20 protein-coding genes and 1 pseudogene are annotated in these 21666 nt (G+C 45.7%); 2 read left to right on the plus strand and 19 right to left on the minus strand.

The window, feature by feature from the left end; genetic code table 11:
• Positions 1-9: 9 nt before the first annotated feature.
• From ACZ1GZ_RS04180 to ACZ1GZ_RS04215, 8 genes are all read right to left on the minus strand, one after another.
• Positions 10-1296: an RsmB/NOP family class I SAM-dependent RNA methyltransferase gene (locus tag ACZ1GZ_RS04180; protein WP_472667225.1), complete on the minus strand. Its 1287-nt coding sequence runs from the start codon at positions 1294-1296 to the stop codon at positions 10-12.
• An 84-nt stretch (positions 1297-1380) separates the two neighbouring features.
• Complete coding sequence (locus tag ACZ1GZ_RS04185) at positions 1381-2127, minus strand: SDR family oxidoreductase (protein WP_472668227.1); 747 nt, start codon at positions 2125-2127, stop codon at positions 1381-1383.
• Between the two features lie 37 nt (positions 2128-2164).
• Positions 2165-3625, minus strand: a complete 1461-nt coding sequence (locus ACZ1GZ_RS04190; RefSeq protein WP_472667226.1) for an aldehyde dehydrogenase family protein — start codon at positions 3623-3625, stop codon at positions 2165-2167.
• On the minus strand, positions 3626-5245 hold the full coding sequence (locus tag ACZ1GZ_RS04195) for an ABC transporter ATP-binding protein (RefSeq protein WP_472667227.1): 1620 nt from the start codon (positions 5243-5245) through the stop codon (positions 3626-3628).
• On the minus strand, positions 5242-6105 hold the full coding sequence (locus ACZ1GZ_RS04200; protein WP_472667228.1) for an ABC transporter permease: 864 nt from the start codon (positions 6103-6105) through the stop codon (positions 5242-5244). Before ACZ1GZ_RS04200 ends, ACZ1GZ_RS04195 begins: the two co-directional genes overlap by 4 nt.
• Positions 6102-7052 (minus strand): ABC transporter permease, encoded by a 951-nt coding sequence (locus ACZ1GZ_RS04205; protein WP_472667229.1) that lies wholly within the window; start codon positions 7050-7052, stop codon positions 6102-6104. The genes ACZ1GZ_RS04200 and ACZ1GZ_RS04205 overlap by 4 nt, the downstream gene beginning before the upstream one ends.
• 66 nt (positions 7053-7118) lie before the next feature.
• A complete protein-coding gene (locus tag ACZ1GZ_RS04210; protein WP_472668228.1) occupies positions 7119-8591 on the minus strand; it encodes an ABC transporter substrate-binding protein in 1473 nt (490 codons plus the stop codon).
• Positions 8592-8631: 40 nt separating this feature from the next.
• Positions 8632-9939 (minus strand): acetylornithine deacetylase/succinyl-diaminopimelate desuccinylase family protein, encoded by a 1308-nt coding sequence (locus ACZ1GZ_RS04215; RefSeq protein ID WP_472667230.1) that lies wholly within the window; start codon positions 9937-9939, stop codon positions 8632-8634.
• Positions 9940-10052: 113 nt separating this feature from the next.
• On the opposite strand from ACZ1GZ_RS04215, the gene ACZ1GZ_RS04220 reads away from it, so the two are divergent.
• A complete protein-coding gene (locus tag ACZ1GZ_RS04220; RefSeq protein WP_472667231.1) occupies positions 10053-10604 on the plus strand; it encodes a LuxR C-terminal-related transcriptional regulator in 552 nt (183 codons plus the stop codon).
• Between the two features lie 2 nt (positions 10605-10606).
• On the opposite strand, the gene ACZ1GZ_RS04225 is transcribed toward ACZ1GZ_RS04220, so the two are convergent.
• The 3 genes and pseudogenes from ACZ1GZ_RS04225 to ACZ1GZ_RS04235 all read right to left on the minus strand — a co-directional run bounded on the left by ACZ1GZ_RS04225 (position 10607) and on the right by ACZ1GZ_RS04235 (position 13344).
• Positions 10607-11482, minus strand: coding sequence for an SDR family oxidoreductase (locus tag ACZ1GZ_RS04225; RefSeq protein WP_472667232.1), 876 nt, complete (start codon positions 11480-11482; stop codon positions 10607-10609).
• A gap of 12 nt (positions 11483-11494) precedes the next feature.
• Positions 11495-12633: pseudogene (gene queG / locus ACZ1GZ_RS04230) on the minus strand (tRNA epoxyqueuosine(34) reductase QueG).
• 18 nt (positions 12634-12651) lie between these two features.
• The gene (locus tag ACZ1GZ_RS04235; protein WP_472668229.1) at positions 12652-13344 is read right to left on the minus strand and encodes a glutathione S-transferase family protein; all 693 of its coding nucleotides are present in this window, start codon (positions 13342-13344) and stop codon (positions 12652-12654) included.
• Between the two features lie 201 nt (positions 13345-13545).
• On the opposite strand from ACZ1GZ_RS04235, the gene ACZ1GZ_RS04240 reads away from it, so the two are divergent.
• The gene (locus ACZ1GZ_RS04240) at positions 13546-14349 is read left to right on the plus strand and encodes an undecaprenyl-diphosphate phosphatase (RefSeq protein WP_472667233.1); all 804 of its coding nucleotides are present in this window, start codon (positions 13546-13548) and stop codon (positions 14347-14349) included.
• A gap of 3 nt (positions 14350-14352) precedes the next feature.
• Here the strand turns inward: ACZ1GZ_RS04240 and ACZ1GZ_RS04245 are convergent, their stop codons facing one another.
• The 8 genes from ACZ1GZ_RS04245 to dnaK all read right to left on the minus strand — a co-directional run bounded on the left by ACZ1GZ_RS04245 (position 14353) and on the right by dnaK (position 21525).
• Positions 14353-14511, minus strand: a complete 159-nt coding sequence (locus tag ACZ1GZ_RS04245) for a hypothetical protein (protein WP_472667234.1) — start codon at positions 14509-14511, stop codon at positions 14353-14355.
• Positions 14512-14721: 210 nt separating this feature from the next.
• Positions 14722-15696 (minus strand): complex I NDUFA9 subunit family protein, encoded by a 975-nt coding sequence (locus ACZ1GZ_RS04250; protein ID WP_472667235.1) that lies wholly within the window; start codon positions 15694-15696, stop codon positions 14722-14724.
• Between the two features lie 152 nt (positions 15697-15848).
• Positions 15849-16154: a DUF1330 domain-containing protein gene (locus tag ACZ1GZ_RS04255; RefSeq protein WP_472667236.1), complete on the minus strand. Its 306-nt coding sequence runs from the start codon at positions 16152-16154 to the stop codon at positions 15849-15851.
• A 20-nt stretch (positions 16155-16174) separates the two neighbouring features.
• On the minus strand, positions 16175-16876 hold the full coding sequence (gene pyrF / locus ACZ1GZ_RS04260; RefSeq protein WP_472667237.1) for an orotidine-5'-phosphate decarboxylase: 702 nt from the start codon (positions 16874-16876) through the stop codon (positions 16175-16177).
• Positions 16877-17005: 129 nt separating this feature from the next.
• The gene (locus tag ACZ1GZ_RS04265) at positions 17006-17578 is read right to left on the minus strand and encodes an NADPH-dependent FMN reductase (RefSeq protein WP_472667238.1); all 573 of its coding nucleotides are present in this window, start codon (positions 17576-17578) and stop codon (positions 17006-17008) included.
• A gap of 36 nt (positions 17579-17614) precedes the next feature.
• Complete coding sequence (gene pmtA / locus ACZ1GZ_RS04270) at positions 17615-18211, minus strand: phospholipid N-methyltransferase PmtA (protein ID WP_472667239.1); 597 nt, start codon at positions 18209-18211, stop codon at positions 17615-17617.
• A gap of 167 nt (positions 18212-18378) precedes the next feature.
• The gene (gene dnaJ, locus ACZ1GZ_RS04275; protein WP_472667240.1) at positions 18379-19524 is read right to left on the minus strand and encodes a molecular chaperone DnaJ; all 1146 of its coding nucleotides are present in this window, start codon (positions 19522-19524) and stop codon (positions 18379-18381) included.
• Between the two features lie 63 nt (positions 19525-19587).
• Positions 19588-21525: a molecular chaperone DnaK gene (gene dnaK / locus ACZ1GZ_RS04280; protein WP_472667241.1), complete on the minus strand. Its 1938-nt coding sequence runs from the start codon at positions 21523-21525 to the stop codon at positions 19588-19590.
• Positions 21526-21666: the final 141 nt, after the last annotated feature.

Below are 21666 nucleotides of genomic sequence, written 5' to 3' on the forward strand. Positions count from 1 at the left end.
CATAATGCTTTATGCGTTACGCTTAAGTGTGGTAACAAAGAATCCATCAGTGCCTGTTCGGCGTGGTGAACATAAAATACCAAGGCCCGTATGAGATTGTGGCATCACATCACGTCCTGTGAGTTCAACCCATTTTTGCGTCAAATCAACCGTTTCAAAATTAGCGTTCTGCGATAAGAAGTCAGCAACAATTGCATCATTTTCTTGGGGTAATACAGAACAGGTGACGTAAGTAAGTTGCCCGCCTACATTGACATATTTAGACGCTTTTTCGATCACTTCTTTTTGCTGATTTAAACGCAAACCAAGGCTCTTTTCAGACAATCGCCATTTTGTATCAGGGCGTCTACGCCAAGTGCCTGTTCCGCTGCAAGGCGCATCAACCAGTACCTTATCGCAATTATTTTTGAGTTGCTCGAGTGTCTCATCATCTTCAATCAACTGAACATTGCGTGTTCCTGCGCGTCGCAATCGCTCAATCATCGGAGCCATTCGACGGCGATCATTATCATAGGTATGAATTTGACCGCTATTTTCCATCGCAGCGCTAAGTGCCAGTGATTTACCGCCACCACCCGCGCAATAATCTAATATCTGCTCGCCTTTTTGTGCGTCTGTTAGTGCAGCAGCAAGTTGAGAACCCTCATCCTGGATTTCAAACCAGCCCTTTGCAAACGGGATGTCAGCAGAAACATTTGGCATTCTATCCGGACCGTTTTCAGCCGTAATACGCACGCTATCAGGTAACAAATCACCTGGCTCAGGATTGGACTTTGAAAGCGAATTGAGCACTTTCTCGCGGGTAGACTTTAGCGTATTGACGCGAAGGTCAAGAGATGGGCGCTGGGTAAGCGCTTGCGCTTCTAAAAGCCAGTCATCACCAAATGTTTGTTTGAACTCTTCCAAAAGCCAGAGCGGAATATCTGCTCTTACGTTTTCGTCAGCTTTTGACAAATCAGCATTTTGAAAATCGGAAATCTGCTGATCGCTCAAAAACTCAGGCGCAAATTTATCACCATCCAGTTGCGCACGCAGATCTTCAATATCCATATTCCATTGGCGCAACAACACCGCAAAAGCAATTGCACGGGGGCTGTCATCGCCCATCATAAAACTGTGTGAGAGCTTCATGCGAAGCGCATCATAAACAATGTTGCCAATGGCGCCGCGATCGCCCGAGCCTGCAAATCTGTGCGAGCTGCCCCAGTCTTTGAGCGCATTGGCAACGGGCTTGTGATGTTGTTCAATCGCTTCTAACACTTCGATTGCAGCTTGCAATCGGCCACCAATTCGCATGGTGCACTCCAATTCAATAAATGTAATGATCTTTCAAGGGTGGTAGACCCTTATCACCTTTGTTGCAAGCTTATAGTCAAATGACTAGATGCAGCGCCCACCATCGACTTCCATTGCAACACCCGTCACCATTGATGCTTCATCAGAACATAAAAAACATGCGGCATTCCCCATGTCTTCTGGCGTTGAAAAGCGCCCAATCGGAATTGTTGAAATAAACTTGGCGCGCATGTCAGGCGTATCCTCACCCATGAAGGATTTTAATAACGGGGTCTCACCCGCAACAGGATTAATCGCATTGACGCGTATGCCCGAACTTGCCAATTCAATTGCCATGGTTTTCGTTGCTGTAATCATCCAGCCTTTCGAGCAATTGTACCAGTTCAGGTTCGGGCGAGGGGAAACCCCTGCGGTTGATGCGACGTTTAAGATCGCCCCGGCATTGTTGTTTTTCATATGCGGGATGAGGTGTTTTGCCGTCAAATAAACCGACTTCATGTTCACGTTGTAAACACGATCAAAATCCTCTTCACTCACGTCTTCGAGCGGTGTCGGCATATGCGTCACGCCAGCGTTATTGACCAAAATATCGATCTTGCCAAATTCGGAAATTGCGGTTTCGACCATGTTTTTAACGCTGTCACCAGAAGCCACATTAGCTTCGATAGCAAAGGCATTATTGCCCTTTAATTTGGCATATTCGCTTGCTGCTTCACCATTGATATCAACAATGGCGACGCGCGCACCTTCAGATAAAAATTTGTCGACAATACCTGCGCCAAAACCGGAAGCGCCACCGGTAACAATCGCTGTTTTTCCCTCAAGTCGCATGATCGCAATTCCTCTTCTTGCTATTGTCTCTTTGTTTTTATCCGTGCCAATTGGCAACGGTTTTAAGTGTTGAAAACCCATACAGCGCTTCAAAACCTTTTTCGCGGCCATGGCCTGATTTTCCATGTCCACCAAATGGCAGTTCTACGCCACCGCCTGCTCCATAATTATTGATGAAAATCTGACCTGATTTGATGGCTTTTGCCATGCGCATCTGACGCCCGCCATTTTCAGTCCAAACGCCAGCAACCAAGCCGTAATCTGTGCCATTGGCAATTGCGATGGCTTCTTCTTCTCCATCAAATGGAATAATGACCTGCACAGGGCCAAAAATTTCATCTTTGGCAAGCGGATGATCAGGCGTAACATCTATTAACAATGTTGGTAAAACATATGCGCCGTCTTCTGGAAGATTATCGGTAAAATGCCCTTGCGCTGAGATCGTGAGTTCGCCGGTTTCTGCCGCACTTAAAAAGCCTTCGACGATTTCTTTTTGCCGCTTTGATACAAGTGGTCCAAGTGAATGATCACCCATTGCATGGCCCACACTTAGCTTGCGATAAGCTTCGCTCATCCGGTTTACAACATCGTCATAAACACCGCGTTCAACCAAAATACGCGACGCTGCAGAACATGTTTGGCCAGCGTTTTGAATGCCAGCATTGATGAGGAATGGTAATGCGCGATCAATATCCGCATCATTAAAGACAATCTGCGGAGATTTGCCGCCCAGTTCCAGTGTGACAGGCACGATATTTTCAGATGCAGCTTGTTGAACTTTCACCCCTGTTGCGACCGAGCCCGTGAACGAAATATGGTTCACGCCTTTATGAGATGTGAGCGCGGCGCCGGCTTCATGACCAAACCCCGGCACGACATTCAGTGCGCCTTTTGGCAACCCGCATTCATCAGCAATTTTGGCAAATGCCAAGGCTGTCAGGCATGCTTCCTCCGCTGGTTTTAAAACACAAGCATTGCCCATGGTCAGCGCAGCACCAACGGATCGCCCGATGATCTGCATTGGATAATTCCACGGTACGATGTGCCCAGTTACACCATGGGGTTCGCGCAAAGTGTAAACATTATAACCCTGCATATATGGAATGGTCTGGCCGTGAATTTTATCCGCAGCCCCCCCATAAAACTCCATATAGCGCGCCAATGCGATGGCATCATTTCGGGCTTGGGTAAGCGGCTTTCCAACATCGCGTGCTTCGAGCTCTGCTAACCAGTCGATCCGATTAAGGATCTCCATACCGATCTTGGATATCAACCTCCCACGTTCGGCAGCTGTCATTTGTCCCCAATCGCTATCCAGCGCGTTTTGTGCGGCGCCAACAGCAAGGTCGATATCCTCAGATGTACCCTGAGCAATATCACAAAGTTTGGTGCCGAAAGACGGATCGAAAAGTTCGATCTTCTGGCCTTTTACTGGCGGCACCCAATCTCCATCAATGAAGCAATGATCGTTCATAAGTTTTGTGTCAAATGCAGTCATTTAAGTTATCTTTTCTTTGGCGCGAATTTCGTCAATATCCAGTTTTGGAATGGCGTTAATCAGTGATTTCGTATAGGCATGCTGCGGGTTTTCAAACACATCCTGCGTTGGCCCGGTTTCCACAATCTTGCCGCGGTCCATTACCAACACACGGTCAGTAATGGACCGCACGACCGATAAATCATGAGAAATAAATAAGTAGGATAAATTAAAACGGTCGCTGAGTTCGGCCAGTAGATCAAGAACCTGAGCACGGATTGAAACATCAAGCGCGGACACAGCTTCATCCAAAACAATCAACGACGGTTTGACAATGAGTGCGCGCGCAATGGCAATGCGTTGTCGCTGGCCACCTGAAAATTCGTGGATATATTTATCGCTATCAGCTGCTTTTAACCCGACACTCTCTAGCGCTTCTTTAACAGCAAGCTGCATTTCCTCATCTGATGGCTGATCCGGTTTTGTATAAAATGGTTCAGTGATCAGTCGTCCAACTTTATGGCGTGGATTGAAAGAAGAATAAGGGTCTTGGAAAACAATCTGTGTCGCTGCGCGTTGCGAAATTTCAGGACCTTTACCTTTTGATGAGAAGGTTTCCCCATTAATCAGCACATTGCCTTCGTCCAGAGTTTTAAGCGCTAAGATGGCGCGGCTTAGTGTAGATTTTCCGCAGCCTGAACCGCCAACAAGTCCGATATTCTCACCACGGTGAATTTTAAATGACACGTCTTTAACGGCACGAAAATATTGCTGTTTTGAAAAGAGATGCTTCTTGGGCAATCTATAATCACACGAGACATGTTCGACACTTAAAACAACATCATTCGGATTTTGTTCTGCAGCCAAACGATTTGGCACATGATTGGAAGCTGAGAATAACTGCTGCGTATAAGGGTGAAGCATGTTTGAAAACACATCAAGTGATGAGCCTTGTTCGACGATCTCGCCGTCTTTCATTACCAAAACATCATCCGCCATCTGCGCCACAACGGCGAGATCATGCGTGATGAGCAACAGTGATAAACCATCTTCTTTGACGAGTTTTTGCAAGAGATCCAAGATTTCAGCTTGCGTTGTTACATCAAGCGCGGTGGTCGGCTCATCCGCAATGAGCAATTTTGGCTGCAGCGCGATTGCCATGGCAATCATTACGCGCTGGCGCTGGCCGCCGGATAAATCATGCGGAAAACGCGACAGCGGAAATTCACTTTCTGGCAGTTCAACCCGGTTCAGCGTTTCGCGGGCGAGTTGATCAGCTTCCGCCCGCGATTTACCTGTGTGAATACGGATGGATTCAGAAACCTGATCGCCAATGGTTTTAACAGGGTTAAGCGCTGTCATCGGTTCTTGGAAAATCATCGAGATATCATTGCCGCGCAAATCGCAAAAATCATCTTCAGATAGGGCCTTGATATCTTGCCCATCAAAACAAATCTCGCCATCCCATGTTGTGCCATTAGGTAACAATTGCAAAATCGAAAGCGCGGTGATGGACTTGCCAGAGCCAGATTCACCCACAATGCCCAGAATACGACCCGCTTCTAAGTCAAAGCTGATGTCTTTAAGGATTGGTGTTTTGCCGATTGAGAGATTTAGATTTTGAACGTTCAGGAGCGTCACGATTTAACCCTCCGAAGTTTTGGGTCAAGCAAATCTCGCAACCCATCACCCATCAGGTTTAAACCCAAAACGGTAAGAACAATTGTCAGACCTGGCACAAGCGCTAAATGCGGCGCAATTGAAATAAGCGTTTGCGCATCATTGAGCATACGTCCCCAGCTCGGCAGCGGTGGTTGTGCACCAAGCCCGACATAGGCAAGCCCTGCTTCTGCCAAAATACCGAGCGAGAATTGAATAGTGCCTTGGACAATCAAAAGGTTGGTGATGTTTGGCAAGATATGTTCAAGCGAGATCAGCGCTTTTGATTTGCCGCAAACCTGCGCCGCCAGAATATATTCCCGCTGCCACAGACTTAAAGCCGCGCCACGTGATAAACGTGCAAAAACCGGAATATTGAAAATCCCAATCGCGATGATCGCATTCACCGCACCGGGACCAAATACTGCTGTGATCATGATCGCCAATAACAGCGATGGAAACGCAAAAATAAGATCATTGCCGCGCATAATGATCTCATCAATCAGGCCGCCACGTTTGCTTGCGGCATAAAGACCAAGCGGTACACCCGCAAGAATGCCAACACCGACGGCAACAAAAGCAACCGCCATGGAAACGCGTGCGCCAACCATGATCATCGATAGCATATCGCGGCCAAAATGATCGGTGCCAAGCCAATGCGCCATAGATGGTGTTTTCAGTTTGTTGGCAATTGAAATTTGCGTCGCGTCATAAGGTGTCCAGATAAAGGACACCAGCGCCGCCAGCACAAAAAGTGCAGTGAGAGCTGCACCGATCAAGAACCCGTTTGAGCGCAGAATAAGTTGCAAAGTTGAGGGGTGTGAAATGGTCTGTTCACTCATCGCGATCCCTCCCGCAAACGAGGGTCAGCGATCGCATAAGCAATATCGACGAGGAATGTCACTGCGATGACGGCAAAGACCAAAAGGATAACAACGCTGCGAACCACAATGAGATCGCGCTGGGTGATGCCTTGGAAAACAAGACGCCCAAGTCCTGGCAAATAGAATACATTTTCAATGATGATCCCGCCCGCCAGCAAAAATGAAAACTGAAGCCCGATAATCGTTAGAACCGGGATCAATGCATTGCGCAAAGCATGGCGCCACAATGCCTGCCGTCTGTTTAAACCTTTTGCGCGCGCTGTGCGGATGTAGTCTTCGCTTAATGTGTCTAGCAAGGATGATCGCATCACGCGTGCCAAAATAGATGCTTGTGGTAATGCAAGCGCAATTGCCGGAAGAGTGAGTGCTTTCATCGCTGGGAAGAAACCTTGATCCCAACCGGGGAAGCCACCTGCTGAAAACCAGCGGAGATTAATCGAAAATACCAAGACGAGCAGCATGGCGAACCAGAAATTTGGGATCGCAACACCCAATTGTGTGAGCCCCATAACAGAAACATCACCAAATGAGTTGCGCTTAGAAGCTGCATAAATGCCTGCGGGGAAAGCAATGAGCGTTGAAAGAACAAGCGCATAGAAAGTCAGTGGCAATGAAATGACAATGCGGTCGGCGATCAGCTCGCTCACCGGCACACGATAAGTGTAGGAAATTCCAAACTCACCCTGCAACAAGCCTGTCACCCAGGAAAAATAGCGGGAGATGAGAGATGCGTTGAGGCCCAATTGTTCACGCAGGGCTTCAACCGCGTCAGGATCTGCGTTGATCCCCAACATAAAGGCAGCAGGGTCACCGGGAATGATCTCAATAACGATGAATATCAAAATGCTGGCAACGATTAAACTTGCCGACAAAGATATCAGTCGTTTTGAAATATATCCTAGCATGAACCCGCTTTATCATTGCCCATAAAAAGAGGCGGGTCTGCTGAGCAAAACCGCCTCAAATGTGTGTTATTCAGACCAGTAAACGCCGGTCATGTCATTGGCTTGTGTTGGTGAGTTTTCCCACAAACCTTTAAGTTTTGCGTTCGCAACACCTGTGCGTGCCAATTGGAAGAGGTAACCATTTACAGCATCATCGGCGATTTTTTGCTGAGCTGCAGCAATGAGCGCAGAACGCTTTGCAGGATCAGTTTCGCCGGTGAGATCATCCATGATGGCTTTAAAATCAGCATCGCCATATTGGAAATAATAATCTTCGCGTGCATAAATACCGATATCAAATGGCTCTGTGTGAGAAACAATTGTCAGATCAAAATCTTTGCCGCGGAAGGCTTGCTCCAGCCATTGCGCCCATTCAAGATTTGAAATCTCAGTATCAATGCCAACTTCACGCAATTGCGCTGCGATGATTTCACCGCCACGACGTGCATATGATGGAGGAGGCAGTTTCAAAGTCAGTGTTAAATCAGAAACGCCTGCTTCTTGAAGCAGTGCTTTGGCTTTTTCAGGGTCATAAGCAGACTGTGCCGTTAGATCGACATAATCAGGATTATGTGGCGCGAAGTGCGTGCCGATTGGCGTGCCGTAGCCAAACATTGCACCATCGATAATTGCCTGACGGTCAATCGCATGGGTAATTGCCTGACGCACTTTGATATTATCAAGTGGAGCCTTTTTGTTGTTCATCGCAAGGATTGTTTCACCTTCCGTTGAACCAACAACAACTTCAAATCTTGGATCTGCACCCAATTGAGGTAGGTTTTCTGGTGCTGGGAATACTGGGAACGCATCGATATCTTCTGCCATCATCGCAGCAAATGCAGCTGTTGGGTCGGAGATAAATTTGAACGTTACATTTTCAAGCTTAACCGCTTCACCCCAATAATCAGCATTGCGCGATAGCATAACTGCATCGCCTTTAGCCCAATTTTTGAAAGCAAATGGACCCGTTCCAACTGGATTGCTTGCGTTATTTTCAGCAGTTTCAGGTGCAACAATCACTGCATCGCCCCATGCCATATTGAAAAGGAATGACCCGTTAGGCTTATCCAATGTGACTTTAACTGTAAGCGGGTCGATGACATCCACGCTTGTAATGCCTGCAAATAATGCTTTTTGTGCGTTGGTTGAATCTTCAGCACGCGCACGATCAAGTGAGAATTTCACATCATCGGCGTTCATGTCAGAGCCATCGTGGAACTTCACACCTTCATTGAGTTTAAACGTATATTCAGTTCCATCCTCAGAGATGTCCCATGATGCCGCTAATCCAGGATTAACTGAACCATCTGGCCCAAAACGAGTTAAGCCCTCAAACACATTTGCATAAACAACCTCATCGATCGCTGCTGCAGCGCCGCCTGTTGGGTCAAGGTTCGGTGGTTCTAACTGCATGCCAATTGTGACATCAGTGTTCATTGCATGTGCTGTTGATGATACCATGAATGCAGCCACTGCACAGGATGCAGCGAGTGCTCTCATCTTATGAGAAGTTAGATGATTGAAATTCATGTTGATCTCCTTATTCGTTAAGATGATTGGGGTATAGCAAAGTTTTGACGGTTTGTGCCATCACTTTAGCTGAATCCAGCATGTCTTTTATGGAAATATACTCATCTGGTTGGTGGGCGAGGTCCAAAATGCCAGGACCATAAGCAATGCAATCCTTTAATTTCCCAATCCGGTCAATGTGTTTTTGATCATATGTGCCAGGTGAAACGACATATGAAGGTTCGCACTTTAACACGGAACCAATTGCTTGGTGGACAGCGCGTACAACCGGTGCGTCTTTATCAGCCATGGTTGGCGTTACTTTCCATAGCTCTTTGATGTCATATTCAAAGGTTTCGCGCTCTCGCTTAACCCGTTCAAGAAGATCGATAATCTCTTCGCGAACTTCCTCTTCCTCTTCTTCAATTAAATAACGACGGTCAATCACAAGTCGCGCTGAATCAGGTACGCAGGACGATAAAAACCCAGTAAACCCTTCTTCTGGCTCCGCTTGGCCGCCATGAAGTGAATTAATATTAAGCGTCGAATGGCGTGCGCCTTCCGGCACAACCGGCATTGATGTTTTCCGGTCATAAAGCGCTGGCATCAGTTCGTCTTCGATCTTGTTGAGTACAGCGCCCATATGGCGAACAGCACAATCACCCAAAAATGGCATCGCGCCATGCGCAATACGGCCTTTTGTTTCAATTTCCGCCCACCAAACACCGCGGTGGCCAAGGCAAATTCGATCTTTATTCAACGGCTCTGGGATAATGACATGTTGGACGCGCGACGGTGAAAAATATCCCTTCTCGGCCAGATATGCCACTCCACCAAAGCCACCGGTTTCTTCATCAGCCGTGCCGGAAATTTCAATAGCGCCAGGAAAATCAGGATAAGCTTCAATAAAAGCTTCTGCTGCGATGATTGAAGCGGCAAGCCCGCCTTTCATATCGCATGTGCCGCGACCATAAATTAGATCACCTTCAATTTCCGCGCCGAAGGGATCTTTGGTCCAGCCTTTGCCAATTTCCACAACATCTGTATGCGAATTAAAGTGTACGCATTGACCCGTGTGCTTGCCCTCTTTGCGCGCAACAATATTCCATCTTGGATATTTATCACTGTCGCCGGGGCAATCTTTGGCGCGAATTAATTCCGTTTTAAAACCTGAATTTTCAAGTCGTTTCTTTAAGTATTCACATATCTCAAGATAACAATCACCGGGTGGATTTAGCGTTGGAATTCGAATGAGATCTTGCGTTAACGCAATCAGATCATCGCGCTTATTATCAATCAAACCATGGAGTTTAGAATCATCTGCAATAGCTTGTGTCATAAGTTCAAGTCTCAATTTTAAGATATCGACGAATTAAAAATATAACGCTATATTATCTACGGTATCAATACCGTAGAATTACGCGTAGATATCCCAACATGCAGGAACACCCTTTGACACAGAATGAATTAGATACACTCGCGTTTGAGATGGCGCCAATTGGCATTGTTTTAACCGAACAGCGCATCGTGCGCAGTTGTAATACCACATTTGCAACAATGGTGGGTTACGACAAACAAGACATTATCGGCCAGTCGTTTCGTATGTTTTACGGCAGCCGCCAAGAATTTGATGATATTCGCGATGTAGGTTTAGAACCTTTAAAAGCAAAAGGTCTTTATACTGATGAACGGATGGTAAAATGCAAAAATGGCGCCCAAATCTGGTGCCGGTTCCGCGCCCAAGCGCTGAACAAAGACCAGCCTTTGGAGCGGATGATCTTGAGTTTTGCGCTGATTTCTGATTCCGCCGACACAGCAAGTTTCACACTACGTGAACGTCAGGTTATCGGGCATCTAAGTGCGGGAAAAACAAGTAAAGAAATCGGTCATGTGTTGAAAATCTCTCCGCGCACCGTTGAGGATGTCCGCGCACGACTGCTTAAAAAGCTCAAAGTACGAAATGCAGCCGAATTATTGGCGCGTCTAAATCACATGCCGCAATAAGATCAAATGCCATTGGGATAGAAGTTGGTTTTTAAGTAATCCAATGCTTGTAGGTAATTGGGTTGTGTAAAACGATATCCAAGGTCTTTAATTTTGGCATTTGAAACACGTTTGTTCTCCCCATAAAACGAGCGCGCCATAGGAGACAAATCAGCTGTTTCAAAGTCAATTTCTTCAGGCGGATCAATACCTAAAAGCTCGGCCGCATATGCAACAACATCTTGGGGTGGTGCAGGCTCGTTGTCAGTAACATTGAATATACCAGCGGTATTGTTTTGAACGAGCAATTTGGTCGCGCCAGCTATATCATCAACAAATATACGATTGAAAACCTGATCTTTTTTAATTAACCGTCGCGCGGTACCCTTTTTATAATTTTCAAAGGTGTTCCGTCCTGGCCCATATATCCCAGATAGTCTTAAAATCGCGAGCGGAATGTCTGATCGCTCGCACAGTTTCTGCCATTGGTTTTCAGCTTCAACCCGCGCAACCGAACGCTTCGATACAGGTTTGCATACAGTATCTTCATCGACCCAATTGCCATCATGATTACCGTACACACCGACTGTCGAAAGGTAACCAACCCATTGAAGATTTGGCATGAGATGCCGCAAATTTTCACCGATCAGCGGAATAATCGGATCACCGGTTTTATCTGGAGAAATTGATTGAACAATATGGGTCACCGTGCGCAATTCATTCTCGAGCTCTGGCGCAAATCCGTCACCTGAAAATATAAAAGGCGTAATGCTGTGCTCACGCAAAAGCGGAAATTTTTCATCTGATCGGGTTGTACCACCCACAAAATCGAACGAATTTGAGAGTATTTTCCCGATGGCTCGGCCGGAAAATCCAGCTCCGAAGATTATTAAACGCACGGTCTATCCATTCTATTTTGTTCGGGCGAAATGCCACTCTTCTAATACGCTGTCACTGTTTTCATCATCAATTGCAGATGACGCGATGACCTCGAATTCAGAAGCAGTTACAAGCTTTGAAATTGCCCAAACAGCACACCCACGCACGATTTCATTTGGGTCTTTCAAATGCTGTTTGCAAGGCTCAATTAGCTCGGTATCGCCGCTATTTCCTGCGGCAATTAATACATTTCTGATAAAGCGATCTCGACCAATGCGTTTAATGGGAGATCCAGAGAAGAACTTTCGAAAATCTTGATCATCAAAACTCAGGAAGTGTTTGATATCAGGCGCGATTAAATCATCGCGCGCTTTGAGCTTAATCTCATTGGCATCCTGGGCAAATTTGTTCCATGGGCATGCAGCTAAACAATCATCACATCCATAAATCCGATTTCCCATTAATGGCCTTAAACTATGTTCTATCGGCCCCTTATGTTCAATAGAAAGATAGGAAATACATCGCCTGGCATCAATTTGATACGGCGCAGGAAATGCATCTGTGGGGCATGCATTAATACATGCCGAACATGTGCCACAATGATCCACTTCGGCTCTGTCTATGTCCAATTCAGCAGTGGTGAAAATCGAGGCTAAAAAAACCAAGAACCTTGGTCGCGACTAACCAAATTGGTATGTTTTCCTTGCCAACCTATGCCAGCTTGCTGTGCGAGTGGTTTTTCCATAACAGGTGCCGTATCGACAAAGACTTTGACATCCTCACCTGATTTGGCGGCAAATCTTCCTGCGATTTCTTTCAAGCGACCTTTTATGATGTCATGATAATCTCGATTGCGCGCATAAACTGAAATATTGGCCTTTTCTTTTGTCGTAAGATTTAGAAGTGGATCAACATCCGGTCCGTAATTCATCGTCAACACGATGATAGATTTTGCGTCCGGCCAAAGCTGATTAGGGGACGCCCTTCGATCCAATGTCTCAGGTAGCCAAGTCATTGTGCCGTGATATTGTTTAGCAACAAAATCTTCTAAGTTTGATTTAAGCGATTGGTCGGTGCGAGCGTGGGTCACACGCAAATCTGAAAATCCCAAACGTTCTGCATCTTGTTTCAGCAGTTGCTTAAGTTTTTCTTTTTGATTGCCTTTTGCCAATAAACCCGCTTTTCAAAATTAAAAATCAAGATCAGTGTAATGCGCAACAGGTGGCAATTTGCTGATTCTATCGGACAGAATTGGCCTGAAGCATGGACGTGATTTTAACCGCTGGTACCAGTCTTTTGCTTGGGGTGCATCGGACCAGTGGATCTCACCTAAATAATCAAGCGTTGAAATTGCTGCCGCTGCCGCAAGATCGGCATAGCTTAAACGATCACCAGCTAACCAGCTGCGTGTTCCTGCCAGCCACGATAAATATCGCATATGCAAATGAATGTTACTACGTGCTGTTCGTAATTTTTTAGAATCAGGTGCAGATGAACCATCTCTGCCTGCAACAAACAATTTGTAAACGCGTTCTTGCAAGATTGGCTTTGTAACTTCCTGCTCAAATTTAACCAAAAACCACTCGATTAAACGGCGGATTTCCGCGCGCTGAAATGGGTCCTCAGCTAACAGCCGTTTGTCTCGCACCAAAATACCATGTGTTTCATCTAAATATTCAGCCATGACATGCGGGCCACACAATGCTCGCATTGTATCATCAAGATAAACCGGAAGCGTTCCTGCTGGATTGATTGCGAGAAAATCCTTACGTTTTTCCCATGGTAGTTCCTCAGCCAACTCGGTCTTTAAATTATATTCACCCAGACTTAATCGAATGAAACGCGACGCAGGCGAGAGCGGGTAATGGTACAAAACAGGCATAAATGGAACAAACCCCAAATCCGTCATTTATTATCTAAAAAGTCATATTCTCAGATTATGGTGCAATTTAACACTGACTTCAATTCTAGCAATAGATATATGCAGCAACAGTGATTAAATAATGAACAAATTGGTGTTTGAACCCAAGTTATTGGAAGAAAATATTTACTGATTTGATAAGTGGGACTTTAAGGAATTAAAATGGCTGATCAAACGATTGTTGGCGCGGTATTGTTGGGCATATTAGAGGGTTTAACAGAGTTCATCCCCGTCTCGTCAACCGGTCACGTGATCCTCGCTGGTCATTTCCTCGGGTTTCAATCACCAGGTAATACATTTGAAATCCTTATTCAATTAGGTGCTATCCTAGCGATATTGAGTGTCTATTTCGCACGTCTTTGGAACCTTGTGATCGATTTACCTTCAAGTGCAAAAGCACGACGTTTTGTTGCTGCCATCGTCCTCGCATTTTTACCAGCCGCATTCGTTGGCGTATTCGCGCATGGCTTTATCAAAACGATTTTGTTTGAAGCGCCAACATTGATCTGCGTTGTTTTGATAATCGGCGGTATTATTCTAATGGTCATTGATCGAATGCCACTTAAGCCGCGTTATGCAGATGTGATGGATTTTCCAATTTCTCTAGCGATTAAAATCGGCTGCTGTCAGGTTTTGGCAATGGTGCCTGGTACATCGAGATCCGGCGCAACAATTGCCGGCGCATTGTTGATGGGCACGGATAAGCGTTCTGCTGCAGAATTTTCATTCTTCCTGGCCATGCCAACCATGGCAGGCGCATTTGTGTATGATCTTTATAAGAATTTTGATTTGTTATCTGCTGACGATTTCACAATCATTGGCGTCGGCTTTGTGACCGCTTTTATTTCAGCGGTTTTTGTGGTGCGTGGTCTGTTGGATTTTGTCTCTAAGCACGGGTTTACACCATTTGCGATCTGGCGCATTTTTATTGGTACTGTTGGGCTGATTGGGCTGCAGTTTTTTTAAAAACTATTTTGTTGAAGCCGCTCGCTGTTCGATACAAGTATCAACGCCATATCCAAGGTCACAGCCAGTTTCGCCGGTTGAATTGTGGCGAGGTGCAAATGCTGATGCGGAAAGAATAATTGCTGTTGCAAAAACGAACGCTGGAACGACAACTTTAACCATTTTGTAAACTCACCCCCAATGAGCTTATGAACACAAATTGCCCATAAGATATATGATAACTATCAGTACAAATTTCTTGTATGGCGGTCTTTTGAACCAAACAAGATCGTTTGGCAAGTCTAAATATTATTTAGCTGTTAAATTATTCTTAACCCTAAATTTATGCCTAATAAGATCTTACTATATTTGTTAAAAATCTAATTAAATGGCTTAAGAATTTACCTTGGTATACTGACCTGAAGGGCGGTAATGCACCAAATATGTTGGCAAAATAGTTTCAACTGCTGTTGGTGTGATACCCATTCCAGCTAAATCACGACCGTCTTTTTTGGCCTGATCTGATACAACATTGTCGCTTTTTAACAATTCTACCTGATCAGGTGTGAGCGGCGGATCGATAAACGGAACGAGCGTTGCCATGCTACCAACTAAGGATGCGATACCCCATGGTAGATAAACCAGAGGGCGCGAACGCGAAATGACTTTTAACATTGTTTCAAGGCATTGTTTAAAGCTTAGAACTTCCGGTCCGCCAAGCTCATAAATTTTGCCACCTTCAAGATCACCCATAACACCTTTGACAACGGCTTCAGCAACATCTGCTACATAAACCGGTTGGAACTTTGTATTACCACCACCAATTAACGGCAGCGCTGGCGCCAAGCGAGACATGTCAGCAAATTTGTTGAAGAAACCATCTTCTGGTCCAAACACGATAGAAGGGCGAAAAATTATAGCATCGCTGACGGCTTTAAGAACAGCTTCCTCAGCAATTGCTTTTGTGCTCGCATAATCAGCCGGAGAGTTTTTATCTGCACCAATAGCCGAAATGTGAATCAGTTTCGCACCTTGTGCTTTTGTTGCCTCAGCAATTGCTTTCGCACCAAAAGCCTGAACGGCATCAAATGTATTACGTCCGCTTTCAAATAAAATGCCAACACAGTTGATCACATAGTCAGCATCCATTACCGCACGTTCTACCGAATCACGATAGCGTAGGTTTGCCTGTATCGCGGTAATTTGACCGACATTGCCGAGCGGTTGAAGATGACCAGCAAGATCTGGTCGGCGGCAGGCTACGCGAATACGAAATCCCTTTTTGGCAAGCAACCGGACGATGTGACGTCCTAAAAATCCAGATCCACCAAAAACGGTGACAAGTTTAGGCTGATTGCTCTTTTCCATCTTATTTCTCCAAGCTTTGCGGCTTTGTGCTTTAATGTGCGTAATATTCACCTGCCATAGCAAACCTTGGCATTAAGGTGAAGGTCAAATGACGATTACCGCGTTGAATTACGCAGGAAATTAAAGGCTTTTATGTGATTTTATGTTCAGGCTTATTCAGCGCCTTCGACAAGCACGATTTCTCCATCAGCAATTTCCTGACGTATCGCAGCGGCTTTCTGATATTGCTCTGAATAATAACAAGCTTTTGCCGCTTCCAGGGACGGAAATTCAATGATCACATTCCGTGCGCGGCTCACACCTTCCGCACGATCAATTTCTCCACCCCTTGCAAGAAATTTTGCACCATATTCATCAAAAGCAGGTTTTGCGGTTGCAACATAATCTTTGTAGCGTTCGGTGCTGCCCTCGTAAGCATCAACACGCGCAATCCAATAGCCTTTAGGTGTTTGTGACATTGATATCTCCTCCAAATATATTAAGCGCTCATCTGCGCTAAAATTTGATCAACCGCTTGCTTCTTGTTGCTAGCTGCTGTGATCGGTCGCCCGACAACAAGATGAGATGAACCTGCTTGCATAGCGTCTTTTGGTGTCATCACGCGCTTCTGGTCGCCAACATCCGCGCCCGCTGGTCGGATGCCCGGTGTAACGATAGCCATATCAGGGCCAATTATTTTACGTACAATTTCTGCCTCTTGAGCTGAACATACGACACCGCCCATACCAGCTTCAAAAGCTTGTTTGGCACGAATTTCCACCAGATCTGCTGGATTTGATGATGCATAGCCAGCTTCCAATAAATCTTCGCCGTCCATGGATGTAAGAACCGTCACACCTAAAAGGGTAAGATCTGAACCTTCTGCCGCCTTAACAGCTGCGCGCATGGCTTTAGGGTAAGCATGGATGGTCAGCATCGAAACACCCATTTTGGCGATACTTTCGACACCTTTTGCGACCGTATTGTCGATATCCAGCAATTTCATATCAAGAAAGATCTTCTTGCCATCCTGAATGAGCTCTTGTGCAAAAGATAAGCCGCCGGCAAAGCCGAGTTGGTGGCCGATTTTGTAATAGGCGCCGCTGTCACCGATTTCGGAAACGATCTTTTCCGCATCTGTCACACTTGGCACATCAAGTGCGATGATAAGTTGATCTTTCACATCATGATTAGGTGCCATGTTCTACCTCAGAGCTAATATTCAAGTGTTTAAAGCTATTGCAGCCTAGCGGACAAATCGCAAGATACAAATCAATATAATCAACGAACCAAATTTTAGAAAACTGCAATCACACAATGCGAAATTTATCTAACCAAGTACTTGGCTTACCCGATGAAGGGATTGGCACGAATTGCCAAGGGATCTGACCGCGCGTTCCGCGACTAAAGAACCATCCTCAGCAAATGCCTTGCCCGCTGTTGGTACAAGCGTTTGCTCTGAAATAACTTGGCAACCAACGCTGACTAAAACATCTCGCAGGTGGTTTAACCCGCGTACGCCACCCAAATTACCGGGGGAAGCAGCACCAAGTCCAACAATTTTGCCCTTAAGTGGGGTCCAGGGCTTATCGTCTTTTTTGCGGATGACAGAAATCCAGTCGATGGTATTTTTCAAAAGGGGAGAGATTGAGCTGTTATATTCAGGGCTGGCAATGAAAATACCATCATGCACTGAGATCATCTCTGCGAGTTTGAGCGCGTTCTTTTCAATGCCTTGGCTTGATTTTAAATCATCATCATAAAGGGGCAGCGGGTAATCAATGAGGGAAATCCGCGTTACATCAGCACCTAAGAGTGCAAGTTCTTTTGCTGCGACAGCCGCTAGTTTGACGTTGTAAGAACCAGATCGATTAGACCCCGGAATTACCAATATTTTTGCCATTTCGAAGCCCTGATTAAGAGTTTAAATCCGCTGATGTTATGATTTGCGCGTATATGCCCAAACGCGCGCTGGTGGGACATTGCGAATAACCCATCTGATTGAAGTCACTTCAAAATCTTCGCCATCAGTGGGTACAGGCGCCGTTGCACCGTAGGAAAATAGTACAATCGGACGGCCAGCAGGCATGCGATTAAGTAAGTCGTTGATCAGGCGTTTTCGCGCCATCATCGGGAAATTTAACAATGGCATGGATGTGATGATGGTATCAAACTGCGCATCACGCATTTCACCCAACACATTATCGAGATCAAATGCATCACCGTTCATGATGTTTACATCTGGCAGCATAATTTTTAAACGGCGCGTGAATTCATCTGAATATTCAACACAATAAAGATCCTTAGGTTCGATCCCACGGTTCAAAATTGCCTTCGTGATGACACCCGTTCCAGGCCCAAGTTCTAATATTGGTAATTTAGAGGTGAGATCAATCTGATCTGCCATGCAGCGTGCGGTAACGCGAGATGTTGGAATGATAGAGCCGACAGTATCAGGTGATGAAATCATCCCTTTCAAGAAAATGATTTCATCGTCAAAACGTTGAACCAGCTTCTGGGTTATACCTAAACGCAACGCACGTCCCCCTTTACACCATGAAACAATCAAACTGCAGTTTTGTCAACCAAGGTTGATGTAATTACAGCTGGACCTTTGTTTCAAGTCTTTTCTGATAAACTAAGTGACGCGTAATGAGGGCAAAAACAAGTCCAAGTTATAAAAACCCGTGAAATATCCCTAGATCAATCGCTCAATGTATCGAAAAAGCCTTTCATCTTTGAAAAGAAGCCAGAAGATTCTGGGTTATTTTCATTTGATGAGATCTCCTGGAATTCTTCCAGCAATTCTTTTTGTCTGCGGCTAAGGTGTTGCGGTGTTTCAACCGCGATACGAATATATAAATCACCTTTCTGGCTCGAGCGCATCACAGGCATACCTTTGCCGCGCATACGTAATTCTTTGCCAGATTGAGTGCCCTCAGGCACCGTCACACGAGATTTAGATCCGTCTAAGGTTGTGACTTCAAACTTGCCGCCAAGCGCAGCCTTAGTCATTGAAATCGGCACCATGCAATAAAGATCTGCGCCTTCACGTTGGAAAAACTCATGTGGTCTAACTGACAAGAAGATATAAAGATCTCCCGTTGGTCCACCACGTTGACCAGCTTCACCTTCACCAGCAACACGAATGCGTGTGCCATCTTCAATACCCGCTGGGATATTTACAGATAGTGATTTTTCTTCTGAAACGCGACCTTGACCTGAACATTTGGTACAAGGATCCGAAATCATCTGACCGTTTCCGTGACATGTTGGACATGTGCGTTCAACAGAGAAGAAACCTTGCGCTGCGCGAACACGACCAATCCCGCCACATGTGGTACATGTTGTCGGAGAGCTACCCGGTTTTGCGCCAGAGCCTGAACAAGTATCGCAAGATACAGATGTTGGAACACGAATTTGCGCTGTTTTGCCTTCAAAAGCTTCTTCAAGCGAAATTTCCATGTTGTAACGTAAGTCTGCGCCACGCTCACGACCACCTGATGATCTGCGTTGACGTTGACCGCCACCACCCATCATGTCGCCAAAAATATCCTCGAAGATATCGTGGAAACCGCCAGCACCGCCGCCGCCAAAACCAGCGCCGCCACCAGGGCCACCTTGCTCAAACGCTGCATGACCAAAACGATCATAGGCTGAACGTTTTTGTGGGTCTTTCAGCGTTTCATAGGCTTCATTTATTTCTTTGAACTTTTTCTCAGCTTCGTCATCATCGGGATTTTTATCCGGATGATATTTCATCGCAAGCTTGCGGAAGGCGCTTTTCAGTTCCTTCTCATCTGCGCTTTTAGACACGCCTAGTAGTTCGTAGAAGTCCGCTTTTGCCATTTGCAAAATATCCGTAAGGTCAACTGTTGGCGGACCAATTCCGCCAACAGAGTTTGACTGAAATTACGCCGATTTTTTATCGTCGTCGTCGCTATCGTTGACTTCTTCGAAGTCAGCATCAACAACATTATCGTCTTCAGCTGCTGCATGACCTGCAGCATCAGCTTCCGCCGCAGCTTGCTCTTCAGCTTGCTGAGCTTCGTACATGGCTTGGCCAAGTTTCATGGAAGCGTCCATAAGAACCTGAGTTTTCTCACCAATGAGTTCACCATCTGGCTCTTCAGTATCAATTGCCTCTTTCAAGCCCGCAATTGCATCTGTAATTGCATTGCGGTCTTCTTCAGAAACTTTGTCACCATAGTCAGCAAGTGATTTCTCAGAAGATGCGATCAAGCTTTCAGCGTTGTTTTTAGCTTCAACAGCCTCACGACGCTTCTTGTCCGCTTCAGCATTGCTTTCAGCTTCTTTGATCATTGATTCGATATCATCATCTGACAAGCCGCCATCCGCTTGAATACGGATTTGCTGTTCTTTGCCTGTGCCTTTGTCTTTTGCAGACACATTCACAATACCATTGGCATCAATATCAAATGTTACTTCAATTTGTGGCACACCGCGTGGTGCAGGTGGAAGACCAACAAGATCAAACTGACCAAGGTTTTTATTGTCTGCTGCCATCTCACGCTCACCTTGTGATACGCGGATAGTTACAGCATTTTGGTTATCTTCAGCTGTTGAGAAGACTTGGCTTTTCTTTGTTGGGATTGTTGTGTTGCGATCAATCAAACGTGTGAAGACACCGCCCAAAGTTTCAATACCCAAAGACAATGGTGTCACATCAAGAAGCAGAACGTCTTTCACGTCACCTTGCAAAACACCGCCCTGAATAGCTGCACCCATAGCAACAACTTCATCAGGGTTCACACCCTTATGGGGCTCTTTGCCAAAGAACTGTTTCACAACTTCTTGGATCTTCGGCATACGTGTCATGCCGCCAACCAAAACAACTTCATCAATTTCACCAGCAGAAAGACCAGCATCTTTTAGTGCGGCCTTACATGGTCCAATTGTGCGTTGAACAAAATCATCAACCAAGCTTTCAAGCTTTGAACGTGACATTTTCATGGTCAAGTGTTTAGGACCAGATGCATCAGCTGTGATGAATGGAAGGTTGATCTCAGTTTGAGATGCAGACGACAATTCGATTTTTGCTTTTTCAGCAGCTTCTTTTAAACGCTGCAATGCAAGCTTGTCGCCTTTAAGGTCAACGCCTTGCTCTTTTTTAAACTCATCAGCAAGGTATTCAACCAAACGCATATCAAAGTCTTCACCACCCAAGAATGTATCACCATTGGTTGATTTCACTTCAAATACGCCGTCGCCGATTTCAAGTACGGACACATCAAATGTACCACCACCCAAATCGTATACAGCAATTGTTTTGCCGTCTTTTTTGTCAAGACCATATGCAAGCGCTGCAGCTGTTGGCTCGTTGATGATACGAAGAACTTCAAGACCAGCAATCTTACCAGCGTCTTTTGTTGCCTGACGTTGTGCATCGTTAAAGTATGCAGGAACTGTGATCACAGCTTGCTGAACGTTCTCGCCCAAATAAGCTTCTGCAGTTTCTTTCATTTTCTGCAAGATCATCGCAGAAACTTGTGCAGGAGAATAATCTTTACCAGATGCTTTCACCCATGCATCGCCATTGTCGCCTTTTACGATTTCGTAAGGCACAAGGTCTTTATCTTTTTTGACCATAGCATCGTCGAAGCGACGGCCGATCAAACGTTTTACAGCAAACAGAGTATCTGTTGGATTTGTAACAGCCTGACGTTTTGCAGGTTGACCAACAAGACGTTCGCCATCATCAGAAAATGCGACCATGGAAGGTGTTGTACGTGCGCCTTCCGCATTTTCGATAACTTTAGCGTCTCCGCCATCCATTACCGCGACGCAGGAGTTTGTCGTTCCTAGGTCAATTCCAATTACTTTCGCCATTTTTCATCTTTCTCCTAAAAGCAAGCTGCTGGAACCGATTTCCGCATTCCAAAAGCAGCCCCTAACGGGACACAATATACTGATTATCCGCGATTTGCGGGTTTGTTAGTCAAAGGCCCTTCCATGGCATACGGTGGTAAC

It is taken from the genome of Lentilitoribacter sp. JB5-8 (assembly GCF_055693385.1).